General features: G+C 44.6%; 16 protein-coding genes and 3 tRNA genes. 17 read left to right on the top strand and 2 right to left on the bottom strand.

Annotated features, from left to right (window positions below; translation table 11 throughout):
• Window positions 1-48: 48 nt before the first annotated feature.
• From RTR63_RS00630 to RTR63_RS00550, 17 genes are all read left to right on the top strand, one after another.
• Window positions 49-1,101, top strand: a complete 1,053-nt coding sequence (locus RTR63_RS00630; protein ID WP_312522109.1) for a pilus assembly protein PilM — start codon at window positions 49-51, stop codon at window positions 1,099-1,101.
• Window positions 1,101-1,772 carry a PilN domain-containing protein gene (locus RTR63_RS00625; RefSeq protein WP_312522107.1) on the top strand — a complete coding sequence of 224 codons (672 nt, stop codon included), beginning with the start codon at window positions 1,101-1,103 and terminating at the stop codon, window positions 1,770-1,772. Before RTR63_RS00630 ends, RTR63_RS00625 begins: the two co-directional genes overlap by 1 nt.
• A gap of 2 nt (window positions 1,773-1,774) precedes the next feature.
• Window positions 1,775-2,536, top strand: coding sequence for a type IV pilus inner membrane component PilO (locus RTR63_RS00620; RefSeq protein ID WP_409418173.1), 762 nt, complete (start codon window positions 1,775-1,777; stop codon window positions 2,534-2,536).
• Window positions 2,523-3,056, top strand: a complete 534-nt coding sequence (locus RTR63_RS00615; RefSeq protein WP_312522105.1) for a pilus assembly protein PilP — start codon at window positions 2,523-2,525, stop codon at window positions 3,054-3,056. Before RTR63_RS00620 ends, RTR63_RS00615 begins: the two co-directional genes overlap by 14 nt.
• A gap of 17 nt (window positions 3,057-3,073) precedes the next feature.
• Window positions 3,074-5,431, top strand: a complete 2,358-nt coding sequence (gene pilQ, locus RTR63_RS00610; protein WP_312522103.1) for a type IV pilus secretin PilQ — start codon at window positions 3,074-3,076, stop codon at window positions 5,429-5,431.
• A 107-nt stretch (window positions 5,432-5,538) separates the two neighbouring features.
• Complete coding sequence (locus tag RTR63_RS00605; protein ID WP_312522101.1) at window positions 5,539-6,075, top strand: shikimate kinase; 537 nt, start codon at window positions 5,539-5,541, stop codon at window positions 6,073-6,075.
• 68 nt (window positions 6,076-6,143) lie between these two features.
• A complete protein-coding gene (aroB, locus tag RTR63_RS00600) occupies window positions 6,144-7,241 on the top strand; it encodes a 3-dehydroquinate synthase (protein ID WP_312522099.1) in 1,098 nt (365 codons plus the stop codon).
• 68 nt (window positions 7,242-7,309) lie between these two features.
• Complete coding sequence (locus tag RTR63_RS00595; protein WP_312522097.1) at window positions 7,310-8,293, top strand: hypothetical protein; 984 nt, start codon at window positions 7,310-7,312, stop codon at window positions 8,291-8,293.
• 222 nt (window positions 8,294-8,515) lie between these two features.
• A complete protein-coding gene (gene gltB, locus RTR63_RS00590; protein WP_312522095.1) occupies window positions 8,516-12,985 on the top strand; it encodes a glutamate synthase large subunit in 4,470 nt (1,489 codons plus the stop codon).
• Between the two features lie 164 nt (window positions 12,986-13,149).
• Entirely contained in the window at window positions 13,150-14,571 is a 1,422-nt protein-coding gene (locus RTR63_RS00585) for an FAD-dependent oxidoreductase (RefSeq protein ID WP_007116381.1), read from the top strand.
• A gap of 148 nt (window positions 14,572-14,719) precedes the next feature.
• A complete protein-coding gene (locus RTR63_RS00580) occupies window positions 14,720-15,268 on the top strand; it encodes a tyrosine-protein phosphatase (RefSeq protein WP_007116380.1) in 549 nt (182 codons plus the stop codon).
• A 33-nt stretch (window positions 15,269-15,301) separates the two neighbouring features.
• Window positions 15,302-16,744, top strand: coding sequence for a lipopolysaccharide biosynthesis protein (locus tag RTR63_RS00575; RefSeq protein ID WP_312522092.1), 1,443 nt, complete (start codon window positions 15,302-15,304; stop codon window positions 16,742-16,744).
• Between the two features lie 187 nt (window positions 16,745-16,931).
• Window positions 16,932-18,068: a quinolinate synthase NadA gene (gene nadA, locus RTR63_RS00570; protein WP_312522091.1), complete on the top strand. Its 1,137-nt coding sequence runs from the start codon at window positions 16,932-16,934 to the stop codon at window positions 18,066-18,068.
• Between the two features lie 153 nt (window positions 18,069-18,221).
• Window positions 18,222-18,298 (top strand) — tRNA-Pro (locus RTR63_RS00565).
• A 62-nt stretch (window positions 18,299-18,360) separates the two neighbouring features.
• A tRNA-Arg gene (locus RTR63_RS00560) sits at window positions 18,361-18,434 on the top strand.
• Window positions 18,435-18,465: 31 nt separating this feature from the next.
• Window positions 18,466-18,541 (top strand) — tRNA-His (locus RTR63_RS00555).
• A gap of 243 nt (window positions 18,542-18,784) precedes the next feature.
• The gene (locus RTR63_RS00550; protein ID WP_312522089.1) at window positions 18,785-19,357 is read left to right on the top strand and encodes a hypothetical protein; all 573 of its coding nucleotides are present in this window, start codon (window positions 18,785-18,787) and stop codon (window positions 19,355-19,357) included.
• Window positions 19,358-19,501: 144 nt separating this feature from the next.
• On the opposite strand, the gene nagZ is transcribed toward RTR63_RS00550, so the two are convergent.
• Both nagZ and queF read right to left on the bottom strand, forming a co-directional pair.
• Window positions 19,502-20,542, bottom strand: coding sequence for a beta-N-acetylhexosaminidase (nagZ, locus tag RTR63_RS00545; protein ID WP_312522087.1), 1,041 nt, complete (start codon window positions 20,540-20,542; stop codon window positions 19,502-19,504).
• A 139-nt stretch (window positions 20,543-20,681) separates the two neighbouring features.
• A complete protein-coding gene (gene queF / locus RTR63_RS00540) occupies window positions 20,682-21,533 on the bottom strand; it encodes an NADPH-dependent 7-cyano-7-deazaguanine reductase QueF (protein ID WP_312522085.1) in 852 nt (283 codons plus the stop codon).
• Window positions 21,534-21,561: the final 28 nt, after the last annotated feature.

The raw sequence follows: 21,561 nt of genomic DNA, 5'->3' as shown, positions 1-21,561 counted from the left end.
GCGTAGTAAAAATCACGTTACCGAACTTAGTATACAAGGAACAAACTTGTGAGGTTATTTACAAAAAACAACAAGCTAGTCGTTGGGGTAGATATCACCACCACTGCGATAAAAATGGTTGAAATAACACGGCAGCAAGGTCTATTTCATTTAAGAAATTACGGCATTGAACCGTTACCCCGCGGTGCAGTTGTGGATAAAAATATTGTAGATATTGACGCGGTCAGTGACGCCCTCGCAAGATTATCCCGCGGTAGCAGTTTTTCTAGTAAACATATCGCGACAGCCGTATCAGGGTCTTCGGTTATTAGCAAAATTATTGAGATGGAAACGGATCTCACAGAGCTTGAAAGAGAATCTCGTATCCGTCTAGATGCTGACCAATATATTCCCTATCCTTTATCAGAAGTTAATTTAGATTTTGAAGTGATAGGTCCTTCAGCCACGCCTGATATGTGTAAGGTATTGTTAGTTGCCTCTCGCACTGAAAACGTCGACCAGCGTGTCGATGCGGGTGCTTTGGCGGGACTGGAAACTAAAATTGTGGACGTAGAGGCTTACGCAGTTGAACGCGCCTTTCAATTGATGGTCGATAGCTTGCCAGGTCAACCTCAGCATGTAGCTCTCATTGATATCGGGCACAGCCAAACCACGCTTTATATTGCAAAAGACGGGGAGTTTGTATACAGCCGAGAGCAGCTTTTTGGTGGCGCCCAGTTAACTGAAAGTATTCAAAGTCGTTATGGTTTAACGTTCGAGGAGGCGATGATTAATAAGCGCACCTTGTCATTGCCAGATGATTACTATACGGATGTATTAATGCCATTTCTAGATGCCATTGTGCAGCAAATCACCCGCTCGCTGCAGTTTTATTTTTCATCAAGCCAAAATAGCCAAGTAGACTATATTTTGTTGGGTGGGGGTAGTGCCAGCATTGCGGGTCTAGCAAGCATGGTTGAACAAAAACTTGGTACGCGCGCAGGTATTGCCAATGCATTTTCAAATATGACGATTAATAACCATATCAACACTGAATTACTGATTATGGATGCGCCAAGCTTAATAGCAGCTTGTGGCTTGGCGTTACGGAGTTTTGATTAATGGCAAAGATTAATTTACTTCCTTGGCGTCAAGAACTTCGTGAACGTAGAAACCGTGAGTTTATGACTTTAGTGGTTGCGGTATTGTTTTTATCGTTACTCGGTGCCTTTGCAGCATGGAGTTACTATAAAAATACCCTAGAAAACCAGCAACTTGCTAATGAACGCATCAAACAAGAAAACGCTAATTTGGACAAGGCGTTAAAAGAAATCGAAACCCTTGAGCAGCAGCGTGATGATATCATTGCGCGTATGAAAGTGATTCAAGACTTGCAAGGTCGTCGCCCTGTCCCTGTTCGTATTTGGGACGATATTGCCAGAATTATCCCCGCACAAATGTATTTAACCAGCATGAAGCGAGAAGCTGATACCATCACCTTTACCGGTCAAGCCGACAACCCGAATGTGATTTCAACATTTATACGCAGTCTTGATGGGACGCAGTGGTTAGAAAAATCTGCGGTGGTCAGTATACAGCAGCCCAATGCAGTGGCTTATCAAGCCCCCACACCCACGCCTGCTGCCGGTAACATCAGCGCTAGCAGTACCAGCGCAACATTACCAGAAGCCAATTACGTGACTTTTGTGGTAACAACCATGGTTAAGCAAACCGACGTCGCCAGTGCCACCGCTGCGAGTGGCGTTGCGGCAAGTGCGAGCAAGGAGAAATAACGGTGAAATTAACCAATCCGCTAAAAAGACCGAGACTTGTCAAAAAACCTGTTCAAATTACCGCAAGAAAATCGTTTGATGTTAAAGCCTTCGCCGAGAGCTTTAAATCACTAGACCAAAATAATTATGGTAGCTGGCCTGTGCCTGTTAAGGTTACCGTCTTGCTATTTATGGTCGCTGTTATCGCCTTTTTAACTTGGTTTTTACCGATTAGTACCAAACGTGAGGAGATTGCCGCTGCCGAAGCCGAGCAGCAAACCTTGCTCGATCAATATCGCCAAAAAGAATCCAAAGCACGTCATTTAAAAGAATATCAAGCGCAAGTATTAAAAATGCAGTCTGATTTTAAAGAACTGCTCAATCAATTACCCAAAGACACCCGTATTTCTGACCTAGTGGATGGGATAAATATGGTTGGTGTGGGCAGTAATGTCAAATTTCAGGATATCAAAGTTGAACCTGAAGTGTCTCAAGAGTTCTTTATTGAGCAGCCAATTCGTATTGCCGCTTTAGGAGATTATCACCAATTTGGCTCATTCATTAGTGGGCTTGCTAAATTACCTCGCATTATTACACTGCATGACTTTGAAGTTGCCAACCCTAGTCCTAGCCTAGACAAGCTACCAGAAACCAATCTTGTTTTGAACGTTAAAACTTATCGTTCAAAAGAGCTAAATGAAGAAGAATTGAAAAAGGCACAAAAAGATAATCAAAAAAATCCAGCTGGGTCTGACAATAAGGAAGCAAATAATGGCAATAAATAAAAAACCGCTCACTATTTGCTTAGCGCTATTAGCCCTCTTATCTGGCTGTACCGACCGTGTCGGTTTGGCAGAGCAACAAATGCAGGACATCCGTCAAAAGCCGGCGCAACCGGTAAAGCCACCACCGACACCTGAAGTGGTACAAGAGTTTAATTACAGCGCTTCACAGCTGCGTAGCCCATTTATGCCGCCCAGTTTAATGCTGCAAGCCAATCAAGTACAGCAAATGCAAGGGGTCAGACCCGATGTGACCCGACTCAAAGAGCCGCTTGAACAATTTGAGTTGAATGAGCTTACCTATAAAGGTACGATGGTGTCATCATCTGGCGAGGTATATGGTCTTGTGCAACGCCCAGATGGGGGCATTGCCAGTGTCAAAGTGGGTAATTATATGGGTAAAAATGATGGGCGTATTGCAGAGATTACGCCAACCCAAATTAACTTAATTGAAATCATACCAGACAGTCGTGTCGGCTATGTCGAAAAACCAAACTCAATTGTTGCCGCAGTTAGTCAATAAAACAAAGGGATAACTCAATGAATTTTAATGCCTATCCATTTCGAACTTCAACATCTAAGCTAGCGGTAGCGATGAGTGCGATGTTAGTATCTAGCAGCGTGTTTGCAGCTGATACGATTAGAAATATCTCGGTTACCACGCCGAGCGCTATGTTAACAGAACTCAATGTCGACTTTGCTAATATTGCTGTGACGCCGACAGCTTATGAGCTTGCTTCACCCACACGACTGGTGTTGGATTTTCCCAATGTGAATAATCAAATTTCATCACGGATGCAAACTTATAACAAAGGCTATGTCAACAATGTCACAACGCTGACCAATGACAGTATGACACGTATGATTATTGAACTGTCAAATCAAGCGACTTATAGTACGCGTGTGGTCAATAATCGCCTTGTTGTCTCCATGCAGCCGAAGGGAAGCACCCCTGCAGTAACCACTGTAGCTACCAATCCCGCAATCGTTACACCTGTGGTGACTACCCCCGTCGTTGTGAGTCAGCCCGCAGTAGTAGCGCCTGCTGTCGTCGTGACTGAACCTGTTCCTGCCCCTGTGATTGTCACGCCGCCACCTGTGGTCGTGCAAACGCCGCCACCTGTTGCCGTCGTGACCCAAACACCAAAAGTCGCCCCACCCGCCAATACCATGGTAGTCAAAGTCAATCCTTTATTAAATCCTGCTGCCGCGGTTGTTCAACAATATAACTATGATGGTCTAGCGGCGATTAATTTTAATGGCACCTCGAACGGCGGCGGTAATATTAGCATCAATTTGGTAAATGACAGTATCCCTGTGGATGTGCAGCGCATGGGTGATGAGTTGGTCATTCGTCTGACAGGCGCCACCATTCCAAGTCGCCTACAAAAACAAATGACCGTAGGTAATGGCTTGGTGCGTGATGTTATCGCAACCAACCAAGGACGCAATGGCGTGATTCGTGTTGCCATGACAGGCGATTATGACTATAAAGCCTTTCAAACAGGTAATCAGCTAAATATCAATATCGATCCCCCCAAACGTCTGCGCGAGCCGACCCTTGAAGAACGTACCTATAGTGGGGCGCCTTTATCACTAGAGTTTCAAGATGTCAGCGTGCGGACGATTTTAGAAGTTTTGGCACAACATACCAATACCAATATTGTTGCCAGTGACAGCGTCAGTGGTAATATTACCTTGCGTCTGATTAACGTGCCTTGGGATCAAGCTTTAGATATTATCCTAAAAAGTAAAAATTTGGATAAACGGGTTAATGGTAATGTAATTTGGGTGGCACCCGCGGCAGAACTTGCCAAACAAGAAGCCGATGAGTTAAAAGCGCAACAAGAGAAAAAAGTATTAGACCCCCTGCGTACCGAATATATTCGACTTAACTATGCCAAAGCAGAAAATGTACGAACATTGATTGAAGCAGGCAGAGCAACATCCGATCGTTCGAGTGGCAGCAGCTCACTGTTAACAGACAGAGGTACAGTCACAATCGATACCCGCACCAATACCTTGATTGTTAAAGACACCGCTGAAACCATCAGCAACATTCGTGATTTGATTAGTAAAATCGATATCGCTGTCAAACAAGTGATGATTGAAGCGCGCATTGTGAGTGCGACAGACACCTTTAGTAAAGAAATTGGGGTGAAATGGGGCATTTTATCGCAAGGCGCGGCAAGTAATCGTAACCTGCTGGTGGGTGGTAATTTAAGTACCATTGATAACCTTAAGACTTATACCACGGCTACAAATGCCGATGGTACTACCTATCCAGTCTATAGCGGTCTCACTGCCGCTAATAACCTCAGTGTCAATCTAGGTGCAGCTAACCCTGCAGGCTCGATTGCCTTTGGCTTGTTGAGCATTTCAGATTTACTATTAGATTTAGAATTGTCAGCCATGCAAGCAGATAACAAGGGTGAAGTCATCTCCAGTCCAAAAATTTTGACCTCTGATAAACAGACTGCAAAAGTTTTATCAGGGACGAAAATACCCTTCAAAAAGGATACTTCTAGTGGGGCAACAGCTATTGAATGGATTGATGCTGCACTCGTTTTAGAAGTTACACCAAATATTACTCCTGAAGGTCGTATAGGGATGGCACTAAATATTGAAAATGGTAGTCCTACATCCAGCCCAACGGGTGAATTAGCTGTAAATTTAGATTCTATTAAAACTGATGTTGTAGTGGATGATGGTCAGACAGTCGTACTGGGCGGTGTATTTAAAAATACTGCATCGAATGGGGTTACTAAAGTTCCATTCTTAGGCGATTTACCGTATGTTGATCGCTTTTTCAAAAGAGATGTGAAATTAAATAACAAGCAAGAATTATTGATTTTTGTGACCCCAAAATTGGTGAATGACACGGGTCGTATCAATTAATTGACAACCCAACAGACGCTTTGCATAACAAAATAGTCTTATAGCGCATTGCCACAAATCACAGTATAATGTTTTCAATATATTATAGAGTGATTTGTGGTTTTTTTATGGAGTGTAATCAACCTAAGCCGTTAATTATTTTGATTGGTCCGATGGGTGCGGGTAAGACGACAATTGGTAAACTGTTGGCGCAGCAACTTGAGTTTACGTTTTATGACAGTGATCAGGAAATAGAACGCGTCTCGGGCGCGAGTATTAGCTGGATTTTTGAAAAAGAGGGCGAAGTAGGGTTTCGTCAACGCGAAACACGTGTGCTTGATAAACTAACCCAGCTCGATCATGTCGTACTGGCCACAGGCGGCGGGGCAGTAACTATCGCTGAAAATCACCATTTTTTAAAACGTGGTATAATCATTTATTTGCGGGCAGAAGTTGACATTCAGTATGAACGCACTTGTCGTGACCGCAACCGTCCGTTATTACAAATAGACAATCCTAAGCAAAAGCTAACCGAGCTTTTTTGTAAACGTGACCCAATTTATCAGCAGCTTGCTGACATCACCGTTGTTACGGGTCACAGTTCCCCAAAAAAAATGGTGCATGATATTTTGCTGCAATTGCAAGACGCCAATATAACCGTCTAAATGTAGCACTCTCGATATGACAAGCTAATTGATGACAACCTGCTAGATGACAAAAAGATAACATTGATATGAATAATGCCATGCGCCGTGAGTTAATTGTCCATACACGTTCACACGACTATCCCATTTTTATTGGGGAAAACCTCATCGAAACCTTTGATTTTGCTGACTATATAGGTGGCAAACAAATATTGGTTGTCACCAATGAGACAGTTGCACCCTTATATCTTGATAAACTCGTCGCACGTCTGCCTGCCGATAAAATCATTAAGACTTGTATTTTACCTGATGGTGAGCAGTATAAAACCCAGCAAAGCATTGATAGTATCTATGATCAGTTGATGGAAAATCACTTTAACCGCGACTGTACGCTGATTGCCCTTGGTGGTGGCGTCATTGGTGATATGGTGGGTTTTGCGGCAGCAAGTTTTATGCGCGGTGTCGATTTTATCCAAATCCCCACAACGTTGTTATCGCAAGTGGATTCTAGCGTGGGCGGCAAAACAGGCATCAATCATCGCTTGGGCAAAAATATGATTGGCGCGTTTTGGCAGCCGCGTCTTGTTTTGGCAGATATGACCACCTTAAAAACCTTGCCAGCGCGTGAATTGTCAGCAGGGTTAGCGGAAGTGATTAAATACGCGTTAATCGGCGATGTGGCGTTTTTGGCTTGGCTTGAAACCCATATGACATCGTTACGCGCGCTCGATTTGAATTTGTTAGCCCAAGCGGTACTGATTTCTTGCCAGCATAAAGCGGATATTGTGGCGCAAGATGAGTTTGAAGCCAATACACGTGCGCTACTTAATTTTGGTCATACCTTTGGTCATGTGATTGAAACGCATGAAGGTTATGGCAATTGGCTGCATGGTGAAGCAGTCGCGGTAGGCATGATTCAAGCGATGCAGTTGTCACAAAAACAAGGGTGGCTTAGCGCGGATGATGTTGACAGAGCCAGCTCTTTAATCGCTCGTGCTGATTTACCCACCCATCCGCCAGCCATTGAGGTGGACACAGCACTGGATTTGATGGGTCATGATAAAAAAGTCAAATCCGGCAAAATTCGTCTAGTATTACTAGAACAGTTGGGACAAGCGGTATTGACGTCAGCGTACGATCCAGCGTTACTGACAGACGTGCTGGCTTTGACTAACAAACCTAATTGATATAAATTTATAGATGGGTTAAAGCGTCCTATCGGACGTTAACCTTACCTCGGACAGAAGGTTGTTTTATGGTGCATTCTTTATCTACGCTGTATCGTTCATGGGCATTTAAAGTGACCACTTGGCTGATTTTAGCGGCGATTGCAGGCGGCTTGACAGTCATGGTGTGGATTGCCTCTGCGGTAAAGCCTGCCAAAAGTGCGGTGAAAGCGGCGAGTAATGCCAATCTCAATCAAGATCCCACCGCGCTACTATTGGCAAAAACACCTGAAGAGCTTAATAAAGAAGTGAGACCCATCAAATTTGATGCGGTGATTCGTGATATGCGTAACTATCCCAAAGAATTTAAGGACAGTCGCTTTATCAAGGCCAATAATGGGAAATGGACAGTTCAAGTCATGAACGTGGTGGAGCACGAAGTGGTCACCGATTACCTAAATAGCCGTGACGATCGTGATAAATTTAATTATTTTCGTATCGTCGATGCCCATAACCAAAAACGCTTTGTTGTCACCTATGGCGTATTTGGCTCAGTACAAGAAGCGGTTGGCGCGGTAAAAGTAGTGAATTTTAATTTACCAAAAGAGGTCAAAGCATTTCCTGAAGAATTTAAAATGTATGCCCCGCAAATGGATGAGTATGAAGTCGCGCCGCCACTTCGTGATGTCGGTAAGACAGCCGCGCGGGAAGTCAAGCTAAACGCCACACCAAAATTATTGCCCGCACCAAAAGCCAAAGTTGAACCGCAACCACAAACTGCGACTTCCACAGCAGCAGAACCAAAACGCGTAGCGCCAAAAACTAGCATTGAAAAGTCAGTCAATCCGCAAGAGACCCTTTCTATCCAAGAAGGTAAAGTGATTGCTGAAAGCAACAGTAACGACTCAAATACCACCCGTTCAGAACCAAAAGTTATCAATAGCAAGAATGATAATGCTGACGTTAAACCCAAACAAACCCCTAGCAAGCCGGCTGAAGAAAAGCCAAAATCCAAAGAAGCCTCAAAAGATAGCATGGGCGAGTTAATCAAGCAGAAGTCCCAAGCTAACTAGTGAGGTTAGACGGGTTGGTTGGTTTTGGGGTTCAAATAACAGTGGATTTTTTTACCCTTTTTCGTTAATATAACGAAGGGTGCCATTTTTATTTCTTATGGTGTATATAGATAACAAACATGACGGTTATCTATTCCAATCTTTTATGATTCAATAGCAAACATTGCACATATTTATAGTATGCCCATTTCTTTGCTACCAGCTTGTTAAGGGAACACGCTTATGTCTTTAAATCAGTATTCAGATCAGCATAATCTTTACCAACCCGATGTGTTCAAAGACAACTGTGGGTTTGGTTTGATTGCGCATACCCATGGTGAAGCTAGTCATGACTTAGTGCAAACAGCGATTCATAGTTTAAGCTGTATGACCCACCGCGGTGGCGTGGCAGCCGATGGTAAGACAGGCGATGGTTGTGGTCTATTGATTGCGACGCCCAAAGTATTTTTTAAAAAAATCGCTTCAGACAATGGCTTTACCCTAAACGAAATTTTTGCCGTCGGCACGGTATTTGTTAACCTTGACAAAGCATTAGCACAGCATAGCCAAGATACATTAAGCCAAGCGATTGAAGCACAAGGTTTGCTAGTCGCTGGCTGGCGTGATGTGCCGGTTGATTTAAGTATCGTGGGTGACATTGCCCGTGAATCACTCCCAGGCTTTAAACAAATTTTAGTCAATTGCCCAATCAATATGGACGAGGCAACCTTTAACCGTAAATTATTCGTTGCACGCCGCAAAGCAGAAATCGCGCTGAAAGATGATCCGTTATTTTATGTGACTTCATTGACCTCACAAGTGGTTATCTATAAAGGCTTGGTCATGCCTGCTGATTTGCCCGCGTTCTTCTTGGATTTGCAAGACGAACGTTTGGCGTCACACATTGTGGTATTCCATCAACGTTTCTCAACCAATACCCTGCCAAGATGGCCATTAGCACAGCCTTTTCGCTATCTTGCCCACAATGGTGAATTAAACACGATTGATGGCAACCGTGACTGGGCAGTCGCTCGTACGCCAAAATTTGTCACCGATTTGATTCCAGAGCTGCAACAATTACAGCCACTCGTCAACCGTGTGGGCTCTGACTCATCAAGCTTAGATAATATGCTTGAAGTGCTGGTGTCAGGGGGCATGGATTTATTCCGTGCGCTTTCTATCCTTGTGCCGCCAGCATGGCAAAATGTTGACACGATGGACATGGATTTACGCGCGTTTTATGAGTTTTACTCACAGCACATGGAAGCGTGGGATGGTCCAGCCGGTCTAGTCATCCAAGATGGTCGCTATGCGGTTTGTATGCTTGACCGCAATGGTTTGCGTCCATCACGTTGGGTGACTACCAAAAATGGCTATATCACCGTGGCTTCAGAAATCGGCACTTGGGATTATCAACCTGAAGACGTGATTGCTAAAGGTCGCGTCGGACCGGGGCAAATGCTAGTAATTGACACTGAAACTGGTAACATCATGGACACCAAAGCAGTGGGTCGTCAGCTGAAAAAAGCCCACCCATATCGCCTATGGTTACGGGAAAATGCGGTACGTCTACGGGATGATGAACAGCTAGAAGAAAAAGCTTACGAGCAACGTGAAACAGGCGAGAACCTGTTAGCACTGCAAAAAATGTTTCATATCACCAATGAAGAACGCACAGAAATCATCCGTCCTTCAGCCGAAAACGGTCAAGAAGCCGTTGGTTCAATGGGGGATGATACCCCGATGGCGGTACTGTCAAAACAAGTTCGTCACGTGGCTGATTTCTTCCGTCAACAATTTGCTCAGGTTACCAACCCACCAATCGATCCTCTGCGCGAAGCGATTGTCATGTCACTGGAAACTTGTTTGGGTAGCGAAAAAAATATTTTTGAACCCACCCCAGACCACGCTAACCGTATCGTGTTGTCATCGCCTGTGTTGTCATCGAGCAAAATGATGCAACTACGCAGCGTCACAAAACCAGGTTTTGAAATTGAAACCATTGATTTAAATTATGATGAATCAATGCCATTAGATGATGCCATCAAACACATCTGTGAGCAAGCTGCACAAGCGGTACGCGCAGGTAAAGTATTGATTGTATTATCTGACCGCAATATTGAAAAAGGTAAAGTACCTGCCAATGCCATTATGGTGACGGGTGCGGTGCATCATCACTTGATTAATGTGGGTTTACGCGCAGATGCCAACTTAATCATCGAAACAGGTTTGGTACGTGATTCGCACCAATTAGCGGTCTTGTTAGGGTTTGGGGCTACCGCGGTTTATCCCTACTTGGCTTACAATGTGATTGCAGACTTGGTCGATAAAGGCGACTTGCTTGGCGACCCGTTGTACGCCAAAAATAACTTCCGCAAAAGCTTAGATAAAGGCTTATTAAAAATCCTATCAAAGATGGGTATTTCGACCGTCTCTTCTTATCGCGGCGCGCAATTGTTTGAAGCCGTGGGTTTATCAGAAGAAGTGGTTGAGCTTTGCTTTACTGGGGTTGAAAGCCGTATCTCAGGTGCCACGTTTGAAGATTTGGCGATTGACCAACAAATCTTGGCAAAAAATGCCTTTACCAAACGTGTACCGCTTGACCAAGGTGGCTTGTTAAAATTCGTCTTTAACAAAGAATACCATGCCTTTAACCCAGATGTGATTCAAGCGCTACATAAAGCGGTACGCACGGGCGATTACGACAACTACAAAGAATATGCGTCGATTGTCAACAGCCGTCCTGTCGCGACGTTACGTGATTTGCTGCAGTTAGATACTAGTAAATCCATCAGTGTTGATGACGTTGAGCCCATTGAACAAATCCTAAAACGCTTTGACTCAGCAGGTATGTCATTAGGCGCCTTGTCACCAGAAGCACACGAGGCGATTGCAACCGCGATGAACACGATTGGCGGACGTTCAAACTCGGGTGAGGGCGGTGAAGATCCCACACGTTATGGCACGATTCGTAACTCAAAAATTAAACAAGTCGCCTCAGGTCGTTTTGGGGTCACACCCGCTTACTTGCGTTCTGCCGAAGTCATGCAGATTAAAATCGCGCAGGGGGCAAAACCCGGTGAAGGCGGTCAGTTACCCGGTGGTAAAGTAAATAGCTTAATTGCGCGTTTGCGTTACTCAGTGCCAGGTGTGACCTTGATTTCACCGCCACCGCATCATGATATCTATTCGATTGAAGACTTGGCGCAGCTAATTTTTGACTTAAAACAAGTCAATCCAAACGCGCTTGTGTCAGTGAAATTGGTGTCACGCCCAGGTGTAGGTACTATTGCAACGGGTGTGGCAAAAGCGTATGCCGATTTGATTACCATTTCAGGGTATGATGGTGGTACCGCAGCGTCTCCTTTATCATCAATTCACTATGCAGGCTCGCCTTGGGAACTAGGTTTATCTGAAGCACACCAATCGCTTCGTGTCAACGGTTTACGTCATAAAGTGCGCGTGCAGACAGATGGTGGTCTAAAAACGGGTTTAGACGTAGTCAAAGCGGCAATATTGGGGGCGGAAAGCTTCGGTTTTGGTACCACGCCAATGATTGCCGTGGGCTGTAAATACTTGCGTATCTGTCACCTAAATAACTGTCCAACGGGTGTGGCAACGCAAAAATCAGAACTGCGCGATGAGCATTTCATCGGTGAAGCTGACATGCTGATTAATTTCTTTAGATTTGTGGCACAAGAAACCCGTGAATGGTTGGCGGCATTGGGCGTACGCTCAATGGAAGAGCTTGTGGGTCGTACCGACTTGCTATCAGTCATGTCAGGCAGCACCAACAAGCAACAACACCTAAACTTAGCGCCGCTATTATTTACCCATAGCAAAGGCGATGGCAAACCACAAACCTGCCAAGTTGAGCGCAATGAGCCATTTGACAAAGGCTTGCTCGCTGAGCAAATGGTTATCGATATGATGGATACCATCAAATCAGCCAAAGGCGGTGACTTTAGTTATCGTATTGGCAACTGTGACCGTTCTATCGGTGCGCGTATCTCAGGGGAGATTGCTGCGCTGCATGGCAACAATGGTATGGCGAGCGCGCCAATTAACTTACACTTAACCGGCACTGCGGGTCAAAGTTTAGGTGTGTGGAATGCAGGTGGCTTGAACATTAAGCTTGAAGGGGATGCCAACGACTACGTAGGTAAAGGCATGGCAGGGGGTGAAATCGTGATTTACCCACCAAAAGGCTCGACTTTTGCTAGCCAGCAAACTGCTATCATCGGTAACACGTGTCTGTATGGTGCTACAAGCGGTCATCTATATGCAGCAGGTACTGCCGGTGAACGTTTTGCGGTTCGTAATTCAGGTTGTTTTGCGGTTGTTGAAGGTACCGGCGACCACTGCTGTGAATACATGACAGGTGGTGTGGTGACGGTGTTGGGTAAAACAGGGCTAAACTTCGGTGCCGGTATGACAGGCGGTTTTGCTTACGTGCTTGACTTAGATGGCGATTTCTTTGACCGTTGTAACCATGAGCTTATCGATATGCATCGTATCTCAAGTGAGCAAACAGAAAATCACCGTATCAACTTGATGTCGATTATCAAAACACACGTGGCAAAAACAGGTAGCCAATGGGGTCAAACCATTCTTGACGACTTTGAGCATTATGTTCGTAAGTTCTATTTGGTCAAACCAAAAGCCGCGAACATTACTTCGCTACTAAAAACGACCATGGCAGACCCACAATAAGCGATTGTGTAGCATAATTTGATGATATTGGATTGCTAAAGGTAGCGCGTGACCAGCGCTCTAGCTTTAACTTAAATTTTAAAAGTTCGCTGTCAAGCAGGTCGGTATGCAGTGAATCACTGGATACCACTCACTTAGGAGCATTGCTTTAGGAGCATTGGGGCATGGCAAAACGATTACACAACGATTTTCAGTTTTTAGACGTCGCACGTGTCGACCCTTCAAAAAAAGACATTAATACCCGTACTCACGAGTTTGTTGAGATTTATTATCCATTTGAGCAAGACAAGGTAACTGACCAAGCGCACCGCTGTCTTGAATGTGGTAACCCTTACTGTGAATGGAAATGTCCCGTTCACAACTACATTCCAAACTGGTTAAAGCTGGCTACCGAAGGTCATATTTTCCAAGCGGCAGATTTATGCCACCAAACCAACACGTTGCCGGAAGTCTGTGGGCGAGTATGTCCTCAAGACCGTCTGTGTGAAGGGGCCTGTACCCTCAATGATGGCTTTGGGGCAGTCACCATTGGGAACGTGGAAAAATACATCACCGATACTGCATTTGCGCTAGGCTGGCGTCCAGATATGAGCGGTGTGACTTGGACGGATAAAAAAGTTGCAGTAATTGGCGCAGGTCCTGCCGGTCTTGGCTGTGCTGACATATTGGTTCGTAATGGCGTCAAACCTGTGGTATTTGACAAACGCCCTGAAATTGGCGGACTACTGACCTTTGGTATTCCAGAATTTAAAATGGAAAAAAATGTCATGCGTCGTCGCCGCGAAGTGTTCGAAAGCATGGGTATTGAATTTCGTTTAAATACCGAGATTGGTAAAGATGTCACCATTGATGAATTACTCTCTGACTATGACGCGGTGTTTATGGGTATGGGTACCTATACCTATATGCGTGGCGGTTATGCCGGTGAAGAGTTATCTGGCGTGTATGATGCGTTAGATTTTTTAATCGCAAACGTCAACCGCTGCCAAGGTTGGGAAACGAACCCACAAGAGTACATTGACTTACAAGGCAAAAAAGTGGTCGTCCTTGGCGGTGGTGATACTGCGATGGACTGTAACCGTACCAGTATCCGCCAAGGTGCAACTTCTGTGACTTGTGCCTATCGCCGTGATGAAGAGAATATGCCAGGCTCACGCCGTGAAGTGCGTAATGCGCGTGAAGAAGGCGTACAGTTTTTATTCAACCGTCAGCCGATTGAAATTATCGGTTTAAACGGTAAAGTAACGGGCGTAAAAGTAGTGACTACTAAACTTGGCGAACCTGATAACCGTGGTCGTCGTAGCCCAGAGCCTATTCCCAATTCAGAAGAAATTTTGCCAGCCGATGCGGTGATTATGGCATTTGGTTTCCGTACTAGCCCGGCTGATTGGTTTACCACCCAAGGCATTGAGATGGATAATAGCGGACGGGTGATTGCGCCTGAATTACAAACCTATAAGTACCAAACTAAGAATCCAAAAATCTTCGCAGGTGGCGATATGGTGCGGGGTTCAGACTTGGTGGTAACCGCGATTTGGGAAGGTCGTGAGGCCGCTAAAGGTATCCTAGATTACCTAGATATTTAAGCATAAACCTTCTTTAGCTAAGAATTGCTGTTAATTACGTCAAAAAACCCAATATTGATTGGGTTTTTTTACAGGTAAATTTCGGTGCGTTTTTGTTCACTTTGGGCTATTATGTCGCATAAATTCATCATACTACTAGGTCAATGACATGCCATTTGCGCAGCATTTTCGTCCCGCTACTTGGGCAAAATTACGGTGTCAACATGCCAATCTTTATCAAATCGATGAGCAGCTGTTTCGTAGTGAGCAGCTGACGCCCGATGATATTGGTATTATCCAGCAATACGGCATCAATACGCTTATCAATTTACGATTTTTTGATCGCGATGATAATGAAGAAAATTTAGCCAATTTGCCGCTAACCTTTATCAATCACCCATTGATGACTTGGGCGATTAAGCCGCAGCAACTTGCTGAAATTTTGTATGATATTTTATGGCACCAAGCGCGTGGCGACAAGGTGCTCGTGCATTGCTATCATGGCTCAGATCGCACGGGTATTACCGTTGCTATGTATCGCATTTTGGTACAAAACTGGACGATTGAACATGCCAAAATTGAAATGCAGGACGGCGGGTATGGCTTTCACTGGATTTGGATTAATATCAGCAATTTATTGACCGAGAAAAAAGTACAAGAAGTGCAACACGCTTTGTTAGTGCTACAACGCCAAAAGCCTATTATTAGCCAACCTTAAAACCCATCAAGCGACATTAACTTTGGATAGCCTGTGAATATCAAACGACTGTTAGGTGAAACCATTATTTATGGTATCGGTGCGATTTTACCCCGTGTCATTACCTTTTTACTCAATCCGTTGTATATCAATTACATCGATAAAGAAGCCTTTGCTATCTTTACCAGCCTATATGCCTGGATTGCTTTTATCAATATTGTGCTCACTTTTGGTTTTGAAACATCTTATTTTCGCTTTTCAGGAGAAGATAAAACAGGCGCCGCCGAAAAAAATGTGTTTAGCACGGCGTTTTGGTTTATTGCCATGTTGGCAGGCGGGTTTTTGGTCATGGTGTTGCTGTTTAGCAATCCATTATCAATCCTGATGGATTATGGCAATCACCCTGAATTTTTGCGCTGGTTTGCTTGGATTGCGTTTTTTGATGCGATTTGTACCATTCCGTTTGCTTGGCTACGTTATCACAACCAGCCTGTGAAATATTCGGTGGTGCGTGTGGTGTCGATTTTGATACAAACTGTGGTGGTTATTGCGCTATTTCGCTTTGTGTCCATTGAGGCTGCCAAAAGTTTCGGTTTGACCGAGCAAGTGGCGTATCCGTTTTTTGCCAATTTAGTTGCCAGTCTCGCCACTTTTATGATGCTGTTTCCAATTATCAAAAAAGTACGCTGGCATTTTGATAAAGCCTTGTTCAAACGTATGATTCGCTATTCTTATCCTGTCATGCTGGCAGGGTTGGCGTTTATGGTGAATGAAAACTTCGATAAAATCATTCAATATTATATGATTGATAAAGGCGATGCGGGGGCATACGGTGGCTGCTATAAATTGGCGGTATTAATGACTTTGTTTGTGACCGCCTATCGGATGGGGATTGAGCCGTTTTTATTCAAACAAATGCACCACGCCAATGCCAAACATACTTATGCCATGATGACAGAGTACTTTGCTTTATTTGCATCGGTGGTGGCGCTTGGGATTATTGCCAATATTTCATGGCTCAAACGGTTATTTATCACCGATCCCAGTTATTGGACAGCGATTAATATCGTACCGATTATCGTCATTGCGAACCTATGTTTTGGGATTTATTACAACCTATCAACTTGGTATAAGGTAACTGACCGTACTGGGATTGGCTCAGCCATCTCATGGCTTGGGGCGGGACTGACTATTTTGCTTCATATGCTGTTTTTAAAACAATACGGCTTTATGGTGTCGGCGTGGGTGACGCTTTTTGTTTATTTCCTCATGATGATAGTATCGTACGCGCTTGGACAGCATTTTTATCCAATACCTTACCAAACCAAAAAAATCGTTTTCTTTTTGGGCACGCTGATGCTGTTTAGCGTGATAATCGTCAGTGCTTTTCAAATGAATTTTTGGTTATCCAATACCTTATTACTGGTCTATATTGGCTTAATCGGCTATAGCGAGCGCGCGCTGTTAAAAGGTTTGGTAAAGGCAAAAGCGTCATGATTGAGGCTCAATAATATTTTAATGGGTCCCAGTATTTAATTTAGCCAAATTACCCTTATATCAGTTACTAGTCGCCATTGATTCACCTTGCGCAAAAAAGTTTGCTATAGTAACAGCAGGAGAATCAATGAATTGCTACTTACCTGTGATAGACATGGGTAAGTCATCTCATGAGAAGGAGTTTTTCATGCAACAATCAAGTACACCGCAAGCAACTACCCAGCTAGCCAATCCTCTATTAGCGAATAATGAGCAACTGATAGCAGTGTCTGCCAAAGATATTGTTAAACAACATCTCGATAAGCTCGGTATACCCCAAGATATTGAGATTGATGATGCCGAATTTGCAGAAAAAAAACAGCGCATTGCCGATTTGTTAGAACAGCATAATGCCACGTTGATTGCTCACTACTACACCGACCCAAAAATCCAAGCAATTGCCGAAGCCACTGGCGGTATCGTGTCGGATAGTTTAGAGATGGCAAGGTTTGGGCGTGATAGTGATGCTGATGTGCTGATTGTTGCAGGCGTCAAATTCATGGGCGAGACCGCTAAAATCCTAAGTCCTGCAAAAACGGTATTAATGCCAACGCTAGAAGCCACTTGCTCACTAGATTTGGGTTGTCCGATTGAAGACTTTAGCGCGTTTTGTGACCAGCATCCTGACCGTACTGTGGTGGTGTATGCCAACACCTCAGCGGCTGTTAAAGCGCGGGCAGATTGGGTGGTGACATCGAGTATCGCGGTTGAGCTCATTGACCATCTAGACACCCAAGGTGAAAAAATCATTTGGGCGCCTGACCAGCATTTGGGGCGTTATATTCAGCAAAAAGTGGGCGCAGATATGCTACTGTGGGATGGCGCTTGTATCGTGCATGAAGAGTTCCGTAGCCGCAGCCTAAAAACTATGAAAGAGATGTACCCCGATGCGGCGGTGCTAGTGCACCCCGAATCGCCGATTGAGATGACCCAAATGGCAGATGCTGTGGGTAGCACCAGTCAGCTGATTAAAGCGGCGCAAACCCTGCCGCACAAGATGTTCATCGTCGCCACGGATCGCGGTATTTTTTATAAAATGCAGCAAGCGGCACCAGATAAGGTGTTTATCGAAGCGCCGACGCGTGGCGAAGGTGCAACCTGTCGTTCATGTGCGCACTGCCCGTGGATGGCGATGAATGATTTAGACCAAATCATCCATGCACTGGAGAAAGTAGGCACGCCTGACGCCGTACCGCACGAGATTTTTGTTGATGCGCAGCTAATCGAACAAGCTAAAAAACCCCTAGATCGCATGTTGGCGTTTGGCGCCACGCTCAAAAAATAGACATTAAAAACCATTGTCTGTTTTTAAAATATTGAAAAAAGTTGTTGACAGCCTAACTAACTTGCTTTAATATACGCACCACTTAGCGATGATGGCCTTTAAGCTCACTATTGCTAAGGTATTGAAGTAACAATTAAAGCCTAGTTAGGCAATCGGAGTGTAGCACAGCTTGGTAGTGCACCTGGTTTGGGACCAGGGGGTCGAAGGTTCGAATCCTTTCACTCCGACCATTCATTCTTTAAACTTACCCAAGTTGAAAAGATGAATCAAGAGCCGAGCAGGCTTTTTTTATGCGCCTGTAGCTCAGTTGGATAGAGCACCCGCCTTCTAAGTGGGTGGTCACAGGTTCGAATCCTGTCAGGCGCGCATTTTGCTAGTCTGTAAAACCTACCTTATGGCGGATGTAGCTCAGTTGGTAGAGCCCCGGGTTGTGATCTCGGTTGTCGTGGGTTCGAGTCCCATCATTCGCCCCATATTTTAAAAAAGCCCCTAATTCAATGAATTAAAGGCTTTTTTTATGCCTTATCTATTTATCGCGTTTGCAAATTTGTTATAAAAAACAACGTTTGGGCTACACTTTTTTAGGATGAACAATTATCTACTCTATATACTAGGGTCATATAGTGTACTAGAAGATAAGCTCGTAAAGATAAATTGCCAATAGCGTAACTTTACCTGATGGAAACCCTAAAATAAAATGGCGTGAGGCCCTGAATATGAGACGACGTAACGCTATGTTTCATCAACTCGCTGTGAGCAGCTTTGCTATAAGTGCTGGCTTACTTGTTAGCTTACTTGCTAATACTGCCCAAGCGGCTACTAGGCTGCCAAAATCACCTTGGCAATCGCATGCATCACTCAAAAGTAGCCAAGTTAGCCCAATTTATCAACAACAATGGCGACAATCTGATTATAAATATTGCCCAATTTTAGCCATTGCTAATCATTCATCAATCAATATCAAAACTGCACAACCACGCGCTGCCAATTTTTCAGGTGGCTTTGCAGTGGCGTATGATTTGAAGAACTATAAAGGCAAGCCTTTACGCAGTGCTTACGGTGTAGCCAATGCAGGTACCACGTCTAAGCGTGACTTGTACCAGGGCTGGGCATATCGTAAAAACTATGCCGATGGCAGTTATGTGACGCCTGGGCGAGAGGGCAATAACCCACAGGGTAAAATGCTGGCTTACCTCGTGCTGAACAATGGCTGTTTTTATAACATCTGGAGTCAATTAAGTAGTGAGCATTTGCAAAAAATGATAGGTCAATTACGCTATGTCAATTGATAAATCTGCCCTATAAAAAAATAGCGATAAAAAAAGCAACGTTGCCGCGTTGCTTTTTTTGAAAATTGCTTTTTTTCGAATTTGTTTTTTTGAATTTGATTTTTTTAAAGTGGCTTGTTTCAAATTTCCTTGTTTTAAGCAAAGTCATGCAAAGAAATTTTCTAGCACCTTACGCTGACTGCTTTGCCAGTGTGACCAGTCTTTGGCAGAGTCCGCCAGTGAGCCCCGCCAGCCTTTGATATTGCCTTTCATGGTAGATAACCGATGTTGGCTGGTGGTATTGAGCAGTGTCGGCTGTTTTTGCAAACGCTCAAGCGCGACCAAGGCAGCAGGGCGGTCATTACACAATAGTCCCATATCGCAACCTGCCGTTAAAGCAGCGGCAATACGGTCACCTGCATCACCTGCAACATGTGCCGCTTTCATCGACAGGTCATCGGAGAACAATACCCCATTAAACCCTAATTTGCCACGAATAATTTGCTGCAGCCAAATCGATGAAAACCCTGCAGGTTTGTTATCAACTGTGCTAAATACCACATGAGCGGGCATGAGTGCATCCAGTAGCGGCTTGTTGCGAATAAATGGCTGCATATCGTATTGGCGAATCTCATCATAACTGCGCTCATCGGTGGCATCATCCACATGAGAATCAGGGGCAACTGAGCCGTGACCGGGAAAATGCTTGCCCGTGGTTGCCATTCCGGCAAGCTTCATGCCTCGCATGAATTCAGCAGATAAGGCGGTGATTGCAATCGGATGTACGTGAAACGCGCGATCACCAATCACGCGGCTAACCCCATTGATATCAAGTACAGGCGCAAAACTAAAATCAATCCCAACTGCTAGTACTTCGCTTGCCATCAAATAGCCTGCGCAATAAGCAAGATCAAGCGCAGTGATAGGGTCATGCTCAAACCTTTCACCGAGTTTACCCATAGCAGGTAGCGGCGAAAAACCCGCGCGCAAGCGAGCGACACGTCCACCTTCTTGGTCAACCGCAATTAGAATATTGGGTTTGATGGCACGCATACTATCAGTCAATTCGCGCACTTGCTCAGGGCTTTCTACATTGCGTCCAAACAAAATCACGCCGCCAACTTCCGGTTGGCGTAGCAGTGCTTCATCTGCTAGGCTAAGCGCTGTGCCTTCAATATCGAGCATGAGTTGACCGACTGCTTGCATGCGGTAATCCTTGTGGGTATTGCTTGCCATCAACTGTTAGGTAACTTTAGTTTGAGGCAGAAAAATTTTGAAAAAACATAGCATACGCTTTTTTTGATAAAAATGCGACTAGCTTACGGGCGATTATTATTAGCGAATATTACTGACGGTTGAGCCGTGATGGTGGCGGCAACAAACTGATATCACTCACCCGACAAGGATTAATATCAATCCCGCCACGGCGTGTGTACCATGCGCGTACCATGAGTGTTTTTGGCGCAAAGGCTTGTGTTAAATCACTAAAAATCTGCTCCACGCATTGTTCATGAAAGCCATTATGCTGACGAAAGCTCAAAATATACTCAAGCAGTCCTGCTCGGTCAATCGGTTGGCTATCTATCTGAATCTCCAGTGTTCCCCAATCTGGCTGATTGGTGACAGGGCAGTTTGAGCGCAGCAGATGCGAATGCAAAATTTGTAACTGGCTATCCGAGGCGCCTTGATGGGCAACGGTCAAACTTGAAGGATCGACATCACTGACAATGGCGATTTTTTTATCGCTACTATCCAACGCGTTATCAATGCAATCACCCTGTGGCGCGCTGATGGGTAAGCTATTTGCGATGTTTACTTCAAAAATCTCAAGCGTCACATCGGTTTTTAGACAAGCCGATAAGTCTTTTTCCACCGTTGCTTTAACAGCTTGTTGATTGTCAAATTCAGTGAAATTTAGGCTATTAAAATACAGTTTGAGCGATTTTGATTCGACAATATAGTCCGATGTGGCAGGGATGGCAAGGCGCGCCATTGCCACCTGTGAAATGCCTTGCGAATTCAGCCAAGACATCTCAAAAACCTGCCACCAGTCCATGCCAATACTTAAGGCGTCAGCAGGCAGCGCTAGGTTTGCTCGTCCTAATGCGCGGGGAATGGGGTAGAGCATATCGGGGGCGTAGGTTTTTGGATAGCTGGTGGATTGACCCAAAATACCGTGAGTTTCAAGTGGTTTCATATTTTTTTAATTTAACTAAGTTATCTAA

The sequence above is a fragment of the Moraxella sp. CTOTU47724 genome (genome assembly GCF_032014955.1).
Lineage (GTDB): Bacteria > Pseudomonadota > Gammaproteobacteria > Pseudomonadales > Moraxellaceae > Faucicola > Faucicola tetraodonis.
This window is presented reverse-complemented; position numbering and strand designations above follow the sequence as displayed.

Bases quoted from the DNA above. Each gene is read 5' to 3' on its own strand.
- RTR63_RS00615 (WP_312522105.1), top strand. From the start codon at position 2,523: ATGGCAATAAATAAAAAACCGCTCACTATTTGCTTAGCGCTATTAGCC.
- nadA (WP_312522091.1), top strand. From the start codon at position 16,932: ATGCAACAATCAAGTACACCGCAAGCAACTACCCAGCTAGCCAATCCT.
- RTR63_RS00580 (WP_007116380.1), top strand. From the start codon at position 14,720: ATGCCATTTGCGCAGCATTTTCGTCCCGCTACTTGGGCAAAATTACGG.
- RTR63_RS00625 (WP_312522107.1), top strand. From the start codon at position 1,101: ATGGCAAAGATTAATTTACTTCCTTGGCGTCAAGAACTTCGTGAACGT.
- RTR63_RS00595 (WP_312522097.1), top strand. From the start codon at position 7,310: ATGGTGCATTCTTTATCTACGCTGTATCGTTCATGGGCATTTAAAGTG.
- aroB (WP_312522099.1), top strand. From the start codon at position 6,144: ATGAATAATGCCATGCGCCGTGAGTTAATTGTCCATACACGTTCACAC.
- queF (WP_312522085.1), bottom strand. From the start codon at position 21,533: ATGAAACCACTTGAAACTCACGGTATTTTGGGTCAATCCACCAGCTAT.
- RTR63_RS00550 (WP_312522089.1), top strand. From the start codon at position 18,785: ATGAGACGACGTAACGCTATGTTTCATCAACTCGCTGTGAGCAGCTTT.
- gltB (WP_312522095.1), top strand. From the start codon at position 8,516: ATGTCTTTAAATCAGTATTCAGATCAGCATAATCTTTACCAACCCGAT.
- RTR63_RS00585 (WP_007116381.1), top strand. From the start codon at position 13,150: ATGGCAAAACGATTACACAACGATTTTCAGTTTTTAGACGTCGCACGT.
- nagZ (WP_312522087.1), bottom strand. From the start codon at position 20,542: ATGCAAGCAGTCGGTCAACTCATGCTCGATATTGAAGGCACAGCGCTT.
- pilQ (WP_312522103.1), top strand. From the start codon at position 3,074: ATGAATTTTAATGCCTATCCATTTCGAACTTCAACATCTAAGCTAGCG.
- RTR63_RS00605 (WP_312522101.1), top strand. From the start codon at position 5,539: ATGGAGTGTAATCAACCTAAGCCGTTAATTATTTTGATTGGTCCGATG.